8 protein-coding genes and 2 pseudogenes are annotated in these 12,056 nt (G+C 57.3%); 3 read left to right on the top strand and 7 right to left on the bottom strand.

Annotated features, from left to right (window positions below):
- Window positions 1-50 precede the first annotated feature (50 nt).
- Window positions 51-308: pseudogene (locus tag CFB34_RS33455) on the bottom strand (PLP-dependent transferase); the annotation flags it as partial.
- Window positions 309-423: 115 nt separating this feature from the next.
- On the opposite strand from CFB34_RS33455, the gene CFB34_RS33450 reads away from it, so the two are divergent.
- Together CFB34_RS33450 and CFB34_RS33445 are read left to right on the top strand one after the other, a co-directional pair.
- Window positions 424-2,094 carry a phage integrase family protein gene (locus tag CFB34_RS33450; protein WP_027810000.1) on the top strand — a complete coding sequence of 557 codons (1,671 nt, stop codon included), beginning with the start codon at window positions 424-426 and terminating at the stop codon, window positions 2,092-2,094.
- 399 nt (window positions 2,095-2,493) lie between these two features.
- A pseudogene (locus CFB34_RS33445) lies at window positions 2,494-3,200 on the top strand (IS5/IS1182 family transposase); the annotation flags it as partial.
- A 151-nt stretch (window positions 3,201-3,351) separates the two neighbouring features.
- On the opposite strand, the gene CFB34_RS33440 reads toward CFB34_RS33445, so the two are convergent.
- From CFB34_RS33440 to CFB34_RS33425, 4 genes are all read right to left on the bottom strand, one after another.
- Window positions 3,352-4,500, bottom strand: a complete 1,149-nt coding sequence (locus CFB34_RS33440) for a porin (RefSeq protein ID WP_027810002.1) — start codon at window positions 4,498-4,500, stop codon at window positions 3,352-3,354.
- 149 nt (window positions 4,501-4,649) lie between these two features.
- Window positions 4,650-5,378 (bottom strand): substrate binding domain-containing protein, encoded by a 729-nt coding sequence (locus CFB34_RS33435; RefSeq protein WP_179266745.1) that lies wholly within the window; start codon window positions 5,376-5,378, stop codon window positions 4,650-4,652.
- A 116-nt stretch (window positions 5,379-5,494) separates the two neighbouring features.
- A complete protein-coding gene (locus CFB34_RS33430) occupies window positions 5,495-6,487 on the bottom strand; it encodes an IS5-like element ISBmu2 family transposase (protein ID WP_006412423.1) in 993 nt (330 codons plus the stop codon).
- Window positions 6,488-6,562: 75 nt separating this feature from the next.
- Window positions 6,563-6,778 carry a LysR family transcriptional regulator gene (locus CFB34_RS33425; protein WP_226233998.1) on the bottom strand — a complete coding sequence of 72 codons (216 nt, stop codon included), beginning with the start codon at window positions 6,776-6,778 and terminating at the stop codon, window positions 6,563-6,565.
- 396 nt (window positions 6,779-7,174) lie between these two features.
- Here CFB34_RS33425 and CFB34_RS33420 point away from each other — a divergent pair, with 396 nt between their 5' ends.
- On the top strand, window positions 7,175-9,448 hold the full coding sequence (locus CFB34_RS33420; protein ID WP_223274452.1) for a heavy metal translocating P-type ATPase: 2,274 nt from the start codon (window positions 7,175-7,177) through the stop codon (window positions 9,446-9,448).
- Between the two features lie 95 nt (window positions 9,449-9,543).
- Here the strand turns inward: CFB34_RS33420 and CFB34_RS33415 are convergent, their stop codons facing one another.
- On the bottom strand, window positions 9,544-10,962 hold the full coding sequence (locus CFB34_RS33415) for a heavy metal sensor histidine kinase (protein WP_080289663.1): 1,419 nt from the start codon (window positions 10,960-10,962) through the stop codon (window positions 9,544-9,546).
- Window positions 10,959-11,630 (bottom strand): heavy metal response regulator transcription factor, encoded by a 672-nt coding sequence (locus CFB34_RS33410; RefSeq protein WP_046544051.1) that lies wholly within the window; start codon window positions 11,628-11,630, stop codon window positions 10,959-10,961. Before CFB34_RS33410 ends, CFB34_RS33415 begins: the two co-directional genes overlap by 4 nt.
- Window positions 11,631-12,056: the final 426 nt, after the last annotated feature.

The raw sequence follows: 12,056 nt of genomic DNA, 5'->3' as shown, positions 1-12,056 counted from the left end.
GTCAAGCGGTTTGATGCGGTCGCACCGGCAAGCCGGCGCGACCGCTCTGGTCAAACCCGCGCGAGGAATTGGTCGAGATCCGAGCAGGTCGTCGATATGCTCGATGCCGTTCGATAGCCGCACAGCTTCTTCTTTCACGCCGGCGTCCGCGAGTTCGGCCGGCGACAGCCCGCGGTGCGCGATCGAGGTTGGAAGCATCGCGAGCGACTTCTATCGTCGATGTTGATGAGCTGCGTGAACGGATTCAGCACGTCGTGGAACTTCGCACTGCCGTCGCGGCCGCCTTTCATGCCGAGTGTCAGACTGCCCCGGCGCGCGGCACAGCAGGTAGATGAATTTCAATTGATGAACTATCCAATATCAGATTTGGGCCGATAATTAACATTATCTGTCCAGCGACATTTTTGACTTAAACTGGCGTGCATGAAAACGCGTGAGACCGAACCCATCGCCTTTCCTGACGATGCCGAACTGGCCGCGCTGCGTGCCTGGTACGCCGGGCTCGGCGCTCGAGCGGCAGTCGCCCGCTATCTGGGCGACCGCAAGGCGCCAGGGGCCTCCGCGCGAGGCGTACTCGGCCGCATCCGGCGCGCGCTGGTCGCGTTCGCGACGAGCCGTCACCGGGTCGATCTGGCGGAAGCCTTCGGCGAGCGGTCCGCCGCGTCGGCCGACACCGTTGCGCGCGCGATCGAGACGTTGCGCAGCCTGCCAGCACCCGTGCCGCACATCGCCGACGAGATTGACCAATGGTTGCCGCCGCGCGCGGTGGCCGCGCTGCGGGCGCATGGCATCCGGACGCTGGCCGAGCTGACCGTGCGGATTCCGCGCCGGCGCCGCTGGTGGATCGCGATTGCAGGTCTCGGCGTCGCCAGTGCGCGCCGAGTGGAGGCGTTCTTTGCTGCCCATCCGGCGCTGACCGAACGGGCGCGGGCGCTGATCGTCGCGGCACCGGCCGGGGACATCGTGCCGTGGGAGCAGTTGCGTGTGCCGCACGAAGTCGACGGCTCGCACGGACAGTTCCGCGCACCGCGGGCCGCCTGCCTGCTCAATGCATCCAACGACTACGAGGCAGTCCAGTCCTGGCTGTCGCTACACGAATCGGCCGCCACCCAGCGCGCTTACCGCAAGGAAGCGGAGCGGCTGATCTTGTGGGCGATTGTCGAGCGCGGCCGCGCGCTGTCGTCGCTCACCACCGACGACGCGATTGCGTACCGGGCATTCCTGCGCCGCCCGACACCGCGCGAACGGTGGGTCGGGCCGTCGCGGCCGCGGCACAGTGTCGAATGGCGACCGTTCACCGGCGCGCTCGCGCCCCGATCAGCGGCATACGCCCTGAACGTGCTGTCGGCGCTGTTTCGATGGCTGATCGAGCAGCGCTACGTGCTCGCGAATCCGTTTGCGGGAGTGAAGGTCAAGAACCATGCGCCGCGCGCCGGATTGGACGTGTCGCGCGGCTTCTCCGAGGGCGAGTGGTTGCTGATCCGCACGCTGGCCGACGGCCTGGAATGGTCGTATGGCTGGAGTGTGCCGGCCGCTCAGCGCTTGCGGTTCCTGCTGGACTTCGGCTACGCAACCGGCTTGCGCGCGAGCGAACTGGTCGGCGCGACGCTCGCCGACATTCGCCGGGACGAACACGGCGATCACTGGCTGCACGTGCTCGGTAAGGGCGGAAGACGTGGGAAGGTGACGTTGCCGGCGCTGGCCCGGACGGCGCTCGACCAGTATCTCGTGCAGCGGAGCCTGCCGGTCACGCCCGCGCGCTGGAGCCCGGCGACGCCGCTCGTCGCGAGTCTCGACGAGGACGGCGCACGCATCGAAAGCACGCGGCTTTGGCGGGTGTTGAGACGGTTCTTCGTGCTGGTCGCCGATGCGATCCAGGACGAGCGGCCCGCGACCGCGGAGAAGTTGCGCCGCGCGAGCCCGCATTGGATGCGCCACACGCACGCGTCACACGCGCTGGCGCGGGGCGCCGAGCTGATCATGGTGCGCGACAATCTACGCCACGCGTCGATCTCGACAACGTCGACCTATCTGCACAGCGATGAAGTGCAGCGGGCTCGGCAGTTCGATCAGGCTTTTGCTCCGCGGAAATGAGCGGCGAGCCACAGAGAGCCGCGTTAAAGCGCCAGATTTTGCACCTGAAGGGCGCAATTCCGCGAAATCGATGGTTTCATAAGCTTATGATTTTTAGGTGAATTTTTAGATAAACCGCCAGATTTTGCACGAAAAGGACGATTGCCCCTAATCGAGCGTGCAGGTTTCGGTATCGAGCGGATCGGTACCGGATATGCGCCAGGACCTCGATGCTTTACTTACCTTTACGAAGGCATCGCACGGAAGCCCTAAGAACAGGTAATCAGGACCGATCGAACATCGGCGTGATATCGGCGCCGGGCACCGTAGGTATCCGCCATCCATTGACCGCGAAACACCACCTTCCAAACTGATCACGTTCGCCGAAACGGCTGATCATCGTCACCGAAATCCGCAATGTACTTGCAGACGAAGCCGCCGATCGATCCGTCGGGCTTGAAGCGCTGGCGCAAGCGGCTGGGCGAAGCCGGCGTCGAAGAACTGCTGGCCGAGACGATCGGAGTAGCCAAACGGGCCCAAGTCGTCAAGAGCTCGAGTCCGAAGTGCGTGATCGTCGACACGACAGTGATGGAGAAGGCGATCGCGCATACCCCCGGAAGTTGAGTGCTTGGCGAAGGGCAAGGCACGCAAACCGTATGAGTTCGGCGTGAAGGTGTCGATCACGACCACGCACAAGGAAGGTTTGGTGGTGGGCGCGCTCGATGCCAGGTAACCCGTGCGACGGACATACGCTGGCCGAAGCACTGGAACAGGCGGCAATCCTGAGCGACGTCCAACCGGAGATCGCCGTCGCCGTCCGAGGCTACAAGGGAGTCGCCATTGACGGCGTGAAGATCTATCACCCGGGTTTGCGACGAGGCATCACGCGCGGCCTGCGGGCGATGATCCGGCGCCGAAGCGCGATTGAGCCAGCCATCGGGCCCATGAAGGCCGACGGCAAGCTCGATCGAAACTAGCTCAAAGGCGCGCTTGGCGACGCGATTCACGCAGTGCTGTGCCGTGTCTGCCACAATCTGCGGATGATACTGCGCAAGCTGCGGCTATTTTACGCCCCGATTCTCCCCGCTTTGCTCAATTTCAACACTGCTACGCTGTCGCCGGCGTGAGCCTATCTGCGCGACAATACGATTTGTTCAGGGCCGACCACTTAGTCGACAGTGCGCGGCGGATTCTCAGATGCATCATGCACTGGGAATCCGGTCGCGCTTTTAGGCGGGCTGTGCTCGACTCAATATTGAAATGTCCGGCCCAGACCAATCAAAACACGTGCCGCATCGCAACGCGAGTAAGGACTTGATTTGCCGTCGAGGAAGAAGACGCTGCCCCCGTGATATAGGCAGTATTCAGCGGAGCGATGCTATCGGTGCCACCGGACAGATGTTGATACATGCCCTGGACATACAAGTCAGTTCGCTTGGAAAGCTGGTAGTCCACCATCAGGCCGACCTGCTGCCATTTCGGGGATACATTTCCAGCGGTGCTGTTAAAACGTCCGCGAGTATAGTTGTACATTCCTCCGATATATGCATTTTTCGTGAATTGATATTTCGCATTGATCTCAAAATTATCAAATTTCAGCGAATTTGCCAAGTTATCGAAGTTTCCGACATAAACCGAACTCGACGTGTTTTTGAGGTCCGTATGTGAATAGACGAAGCCGATCATCGCGTCGTTCGTAATTTGATAATTGATGCCGGCACCCCAGACACGTTGGCGACCGGCGACGAACGAGGTGTCGTCCGTTGCGAGTGATCCAATCGACGTGCCGCCGGGGTTGTTGATCTGCATGTATGCTGCGGCGATTGAAAGCGGGCCGCCTACATACTGGGCACCGACGCTGTATGCGCGATTGTTGGCAAAACCAGAGGCTTGGTTACTGAACCCGTACAGCCCCCCAAACGAGAAGCCGCCATACGTGTTGCTTGCAAATTTTACCGAATTGTTCAGCCGGAATGAATTGTCGGTGTTGTCGTTATCGAATGGATGGGAAAGGAGATAGCCACCCCAGTTCCCGTTTGCCGTCAGCGGCGCCAAGTAGTCCACTACCGAATCGTATTGACGGCCAAACGTCAATGTCCCCAAGCGATCACTCTGCAAGCCGACGTACGCCTGTCTGCCGAACATCCGTTTCCCTTGGCCTGCAGCGCCAGAGTTGACGTCGAAACCATTTTCCAGTTGGAAGACCGCTTTTGTGCCGCCGCCGAGATCTTCGACTCCTTTGAGGCCCCAACGGCTGCCTTGAGCGAACCCGCTCTGCATCTCGAAGTTGCTGTGACCGCCTACATTGTTCGTGTAGTTGATCCCCTCGTCGATCAAACCGTACAGCGTGACGCTGGACTGCGCGTGCGAAATGTACGGAATAGCCAGTATGCCAATGGCAAGGCTCGACTGGATTACTTTATTCATGCATCCCCCTTTTTCTTGAAGTGTTTCAAATGGATGTGTATGGCGGATAGCCGCGGATGAGGCACGCTTCGCCTTCGTCCAGATCCGAAGGATAAGAGTGCAAAAATTTACGGTTTTTGAAATACTGTAGTGACAGATTCGTGTTGTAGCTATCCTACATTACCGTTGTCGTCGGGGCGATGTTGCGCTTTGCTGGTGCCATCGCGAATGAAGTCCGTCACGAAGTCGATGAACCGGCGGACGCTGCGGGTCATGTATTTGTTGCTTGCGTACAGCATTTGCAGTTTCCGTTGACCGGTGACGACTCGGAATTGGGGTAGGACAGCCTTTAGGGTCTCTGATTCAAGGTCGCGGTGGACAAGCGCATGTGGAAGGCAAGCGATGCCGAGTCCTGCGATCGCCGCGTGGCGAACCATTACAGTGCTCGGCGCGCTCAACGCAGGACGGAGCGACGAGCGATATGGGATACCATCAAATTGAAACTCCCAAACGCGCTCGGTGCTGTCTGCTGCAAGGAGTGTTCGGTGGGACTCGAGATCGCTCGGATGTCGCGGCGTGCCGTGTTGTGCCAGGTAGATTGGGGATGCGACAACCACGTCATAAACTGGTGAGAGGGCGCGGTAGATGAGAGAAGAATCTTTAAGTTGAGTATCGAATGTGAACCAGATGTCAAAGTCGTTCGTAATCAGCTCCGGAATGCGCTCGACCAGTTCGACATCAAAGCTTATGCGAGGCTCTATGAGATTGAAGGCAGCAATGAGGTCGGCAAGAGCGCTCGCGGCAAATGCTTCCGGCGCTAGGATTTTCAATGTCCCGGTTGTTTCCCGGGCGTCGGACGTGACAGTCGATTCGAGGCAATCTAAGGAAACGCTGATCAATGGACCAACTTCCGAAGTTGCAGGCGAGATGGCTTCAAATTTTCTGGATGACGAAGCGAATCGGCGCTCAATTCAGTGAATTTGGCGCGTAAGCGAGCCTCCCCTGCTCGCATTTTTCATACGCATGACGGACTGCTCCCATGGACCGATCGCAACAGATTTCGCGCAATCACCAGATTCGCCAGAGCGAACAGGCTGAACAGTTGCGCGGTGTTCTTGGCCAAGCCCTTGTATCGGGTCTTGCGATGCTGAAACAGATTCTTGACGATATGAAACGGATGCTCAACCCGCGAACGGATCTGCGCCTTGGTTCGCTCGAGCGCGATCACCAGGTCCTTCAGCGCTCCTTCTTGCATCGCCTTGATCTTTCCCCGCCTGGCAGCGACGTGCCACTTCACGGCCTTGCCCGCCATTTCCTCGCGCTTGTCGACGCCAATGTAGCCCGCGTCGGCGAACACCTGCTCTTCATGCCCGTGCAGCAGGGCATGAGCTTGCGATACATCCGACACGTTGGCCGCCGTGCCAACCACACTGTGAATCAGGCCCGAGTCGGCGTCGACGCCAATGTGGGCTTTCATGCCAAAGTGCCATTCGTTGCCCTTCTTCGTTTGATGCATTTCCGGGTCACGGCTCTTCCCGGCATTCTTGGTCGACGGCGGCGCTTCAATGATCGTCGCGTCAACCAGCGTGCCTTCCTTCATCATCAGCCCACGCTCGCACAGCGAGATGCCAATCTCGTCGAACAACTTCCGTGTCAGTTCGTGTTCGATCAGCAGGCGCCGGAACTTCAACAGCGTGGTTGCATCAGGCACGTTCTCGATCGCCAGATCGATGCCGGCGAAGGCTCGCAGCGTGATGCTGTCATACAGCGCGTCTTCCAGTCCTTCGTCCGACAGTCCGTACCACTGTTGCACGAAGTAGATTCGCAGCATCCGCTCAAGGCCAATCGGCGGGCGACCTCGCGTGCCCTTCGGATAGTGCGGTTCGATGGCCGACAGCAAGCGCTGCCACGGAACGACCTTCTCCATCTCTTCCAGGAAGCGTTGGCGCCTCGTCACTCGCTTCTTGCCTGCAATTTCCGCTTCCGCGAAGCCGATCTGCCTCTTCATCGTCGTGGGTCCGTTCCGTGAGCTGTCTTCTAAACGTCCTCGGCTACGTCTGCGATGACCGCCGAGCCGAATAAATCAGCGTTTCCCTAACCTATATAGTAGGTCCTTGCAGCCCTGCCAATATGCATGTCCCGCATCAGTCAGCGAAACATGTCGCGTGGTTCGGTTCAATAGGCGCACCTCTAAGTGCGCCTCCAGGGCAGCGACCCCTCTTGTGACCATCGCACTTGAAACACCCAATTGCCGCGCCGCGACGCCAAAGTTGAGCGTCTCGGCAACTCGAGTGAACATTCGCATTGCGGCTATCTGATTCATAATCACCAGCGAGACATGAATACGTAAGCATGATGACCTAGTGGCGACAGCTGGATGGCGTGCAAATTACAAGATTGTCATTTTGTGCGAGCCGGGCCAGAATCGTCGACCACATGACGGAACTAATGTTCGTCTGGCTTCGCCACGCGAAACCGGTGGCAATTCGGTCGGTCGTCTAAGGAACGATACAAGTGGAATGAGGAGCGCACGGTGACAGATCAACACAGCGGAATTGGGTCGCCTCACAAACCGACATCGGATTCGCATCAGACTGATATCAATAGCGTTCCGAGTCACGAGGCCGCAGACCAAACACATGATCCCCGTACGCACCACCACGGGCACGAACATGCTGCTCGCGCGGATGAGCATGTGGAGTCTCGAGACCCAGTGTGCGGGATGACGGTCACTGAAGACGCTCAGTTTCGCGACAGCTATAAGGGGCACCTCTACCGCTTTTGTGGCGAGCTCTGTCTGGCGAAATTTCAAGCGGCACCGGCCAAATATGTTGTCCCGTCTGCTCCCACGACGGCGGCGGCACCAAGTGGAACACTTTACACTTGCCCAATGCATCCGGAAATACGGCAGGATCATCCAGGCCAATGCCCGAAATGCGGCATGACGCTTGAACCGGTTCTCCCGAATCTTGAGGAAGGCGAAAACCCTGAGAGGAGCGATTTCCGGCGCCGATTTTGGTGGACGCTTCCGCTGACGCTCATTGTGTTCGTGTTGGCGATGTTTGGCCATCGTCTGGATTGGATGCCAGCGACCATCCAATCGTGGATCGAACTTGCACTGTCGGCACCCGTCGTGCTGTGGGCGGGATTTCCGTTTTTCGAGAGGTGTATCCAGTCCCTTGTCCACCGTAGTCCGAACATGTGGACGCTGATCGGCCTGGGGACGGGCGCAGCCTTTATCTACAGCGTGATCGCAACCGCTCTTCCGAGCGCCTTTCCAGCAACGTTCACTGCCCACGGCAGGATCGGCGTCTATTTCGAGGCTGCAGCTGTCATTATTTCGCTGACTCTGTTCGGCCAAATACTCGAACTTAGCGCGCGTGCGCAAACGTCCGCTGCGATCAAGGCGATATTGGGACTGGCCCCGAAGACCGCGCGGCGTCTTCGTGCCGACGGCATGGAAGACGACGTGCCACTGTCTGATGTGCACGTGGGAGACCTACTCCGGGTTCGCCCTGGCGAAAAAGTTCCGGTAGACGGTGTCGTGACCGATGGGTCCAGCTCGCTTGACGAGTCGATGATTACAGGGGAACCCATTCCAGTCACGAAGCACGTGGGTGACCATGTCATTGGCGCGACCATGAACACTTCCGGCAGCCTTGTCATCCGATCCGAGAGGGTTGGCTCGCAAACCGTCCTTTCGCAAATTGTCCAGATGGTGGCAGAAGCGCAGCGGTCTCGAGCCCCCATGCAGCGCATGGCGGACAAAGTCGCGGGCGCATTTGTCGTCGCGGTCGTCGGTATCGCCCTGCTGACCTTCCTCGCATGGGGCATGTTCGGTCCTGCGCCAAGCTGGGTATTCGGTCTGATCAACGCGGTCGCAGTACTCATCATCGCATGCCCATGCGCTTTGGGTCTTGCGACGCCGATGTCAATCATGGTGGCTAGTGGCAAGGGCGCCTCGAATGGCGTGCTCTTTCGTGATGCCGCGGCGATCGAAAACATGCGTAAAGTTGACGTGCTGATTGTCGACAAGACTGGCACCTTGACCGAAGGGCGGCCTGCATTCGAGTGCGCATTGGGCGTGAACGGGTATACAGACGAAAACGTCTTGAGATTCGCTGCGAGTATCGATCAGGGAAGCGAACATCCACTCGCGTCCGCGATCGTCGCCGCCGCTCGTGCGAGAGGTCTAGCCCTGGATCGCGCCGCAGACTTCGAATCGTCGACGGGTATGGGAGTCAGAGGGAGGATTGGAGCGCATCGACTTGCACTGGGCAATACCGTGTTAATGCAGAGCGAATCGATTTCTGTTCTACCTATTGCCGCTGAGGCAGAGCGACTGCGCACGCAGGGTGCGAGCGTCATGTATCTGGCAATCGACGGTCGCTTGGCGGGGCTCTTGTCGGTGGTAGACCCGATTAAGAGTACGACGCGTGAAGCGCTTGCAACCCTCAGGGCCGACGGTATCCGAGTTGTCATGGCGACGGGGGACGGCTTGAGAACAGCCCAGACCGTCGCTGAAAAGCTTGGAATTGAGGAGTTCCATGGCGAGGTAAAGCCAGCCGATAAGCTCGCGCTGGTGGCGCGTCTTCAGCGAGACGGGCACGTAGTGGGGATGGCCGGGGATGGGATCAATGACGCCCCAGCATTGGCAAAAGCGGATGTTGGGGTGGCCATGGGGACGGGGACGGATGTGGCAATGAATAGCGCACAGGTCACGCTAGTAAAGGGGGACCTGCGTGGCATCGCGCGAGCCAGAGAATTGTCCGATGCAGCCATCGCGAACATGAAGCAAAACCTGGCGTTCGCGTTCGTATATAACGCGTTGGGCGTGCCTTTGGCGGCCGGCGTGCTTTATCCTTTTACGGGGTTGCTACTATCACCGATGATCGCCGCGCTTGCCATGAGTTTGAGTTCAGCTTCAGTCATCATGAATGCGCTGCGTCTGCGTCATTCCAAGATTTAACCGCGCAATGCACGGCTGTGCTTTGGAGGGGGGGAGTATCTATCCGACGCTGACACCATCGTCGTGCGTTATTGAATCAGAGTACAAAACTCTGGTTACGTTCGAGAGGTTGGGGAGTATTCGTTCGTACCCCGCGCCTTAAAGGTTAGCGTGAATGACGTTTTCCCATTTTTGCTGACCACAGTAACATCGCCGTCGTGGAGGTTCATTATAGATTTTACGATTGCAAGGCCGAGGCCAGCATTTTTTGCCGAGCCATGCCTTGCATGGTCGGCACGATAGAATCGTTCAAACACGAAATCGATATGCTCTGGGGGGATCGCTTTCCCGACGTTTTCAACGCAAATCGAAGCTGTTGACGAAGTTTCGTATGATCGAATTGAAATAACGGAATTCGGCGATGCGTGTTCGACCGCATTCGACAGAAGATTCCCAACTGCCCGACGAAAGAGAATGGCATCGGCTGAAATCGTCGCGGCCCCATTGTTCTGCAGTGTCACATCTTTCTCATCTGCCGTGTTCTGAAAGTAAGATATGATTTTCGGGAGTTCCTCGTTTGTTTTAATTTTAACGAGATTGATGTGTTGAGTAGCGTTGTCTGTCCGGGCGAGAAAGAGCATATTTTCAATCATGCGCTGTAGTCGCTCGCATTCTTCAATATTCGACTCAATCAGTGTCTCGTATTCTTCGCTTCGGCGGGGGCGTGAAAGCGTGATTTGAGAGGAGCTGATGATATTGGCCAGCGGAGTACGCATATCGTGCGATAAGTCTGACGAAAATTGCGAGAGGCGCGTGAATGCTCGCTCCAGTCGGTCGAGCATTTTATTAATAGACGATGAAATCTCAACAAGCTCGATCGGACCTCGATCGATGTTTAATCGATCACTCAATCGGTGGGCTTCGATATTCGATGCTTGATGTCCAATATTCTTGATCGGGCGAAGTCCGCGCCTCGTGACGATATATCCCAAAACGGCGACAGCCAAGGCGCCAATTGTTGATGCAATGAACGCATCCATTCGGTAGTCTTGCAATAAGGAATGCCGATCATCTGCGCTCCTTGCGATGATAATAATCACCTTGATGTCGCTGAGTGATGCGGTTCCGTAAATGCATTCCGAAAAGCCAATTCCAGGTGGGAAGCATTCGAATGGCCTATTCGGTTGCTGGCCGTTGATCAGCTTCGAACTCAGACTCACCGATTTGATGTCGGAATGTTGGATCAGTGGGGCACCATCGGGACCGAATACGCCGACAAACAAGCCGGGGTGAGATAAAAGGGTCTCGTGAAAAAAGAGTGAATTTTCCCGTACACCGTCCAGTGAGCCGGATTCTCGTGCAAATTTTGTAAATTGATCTAGTTTTCCAGCGATTTCAATATCGTCACGTTGGTTGAGTTTGGAAGATAGTGCCTGATAAAGATATGCGCCCAGCATTGAGAATATTAGTGCTGCGACGATTGCGAACGCCGCAGTCAGGCGCTTGAGTAAAGAATATTGCGCGGTGCGGCTCATTCCGATCTATTTTCCAGAACGTAGCCCATTCCCCGGACGGTGTGGAGCAACTTCGGTTCGAAGCAGTCAACTTTTGCTCTTAGACGCCGCATGGCCACGTCAACGACGTTCGTGTCGCTATCAAAATTCATATCCCACACTTGAGAGGTAATAAACGCACGGGTCAGAATTTCGCCTTCGCGCTCAGCGAGCAGCTGGAGGAGAGCGAATTCCTGAGCCGTGAGATCGATGCGTGTGCCAGTTCTGCGGACGCGCCGTTTGATGAGATCAATCTCTAGGTCGGCGATTTGCAAAACCTCCCGCCCGTCTTGCTGCGTCCGACGAAGCAACGATCGTATCCGCGCAAGCAATTCCGCGTAAGCGAACGGCTTCGCTAAGTGATCGTCGGCGCCAAGTTCGAGGCCCGCAACCTTGTCCTCGACACTATCGCGTGCGGTCAGGAGCAGAACAGGGGTCTTCTTTGTCTCCCGGAGCCGGCGTAACACTTCGAAGCCATCCATACATGGCAGCATGACGTCAAGGATGAGCAGGTCAAAATGCTCATTCAATGCTAGGAAGAGGCCGTCCTCCCCGTTTGTTGCGGTCGAGACGCCATAGCTTGCCTCCGTGAGACCTTTGCGGAGGTAGGAAAGCATCTTCTCTTCGTCTTCGACAATAAGGATACGCATGATGGTGAGCTGTCTCGTCTCGTAATGCGGCGGTCGAAAAAATGTCTGTCGGCCGGCGCGCTTTGACGAAAGAAGATATCGCCAAACGTGCGGAATTTCCAGACCTTACGTTCATGACAAAATGGTCATCTGGTGGCAATGTGTGTGACTACATGAGGGGGGTAGTCTCCTCATCAACGGTTTGGTAGCGTCAGAGCGCAGTGGCGGCGCAATTGTCTACTCTCAAGGTCGGTGCGCGAGGTCGCGTGTCGTCGTAACCCAAGGCCCGTCCTGCGCGTGCCGACGAGGGGCCACAATCCGATGGGCGTCGTTGAGATGGTTGAGCGAGGTCGCAGGTCGAAACGCCAGCTATGACTCTAGCGCTGAACGTGGGGCTCGCCGCTTGTTGATTTAGAATCCGTGGCTGCCAAGTGGTGAAACTCAAAC

Source organism: Burkholderia sp. HI4860 (assembly GCF_002223045.2).
GTDB lineage: Bacteria > Pseudomonadota > Gammaproteobacteria > Burkholderiales > Burkholderiaceae > Burkholderia.
Note: the sequence above shows the minus strand (reverse complement) of the source record. Positions and strands in the feature narration are given on the sequence as shown.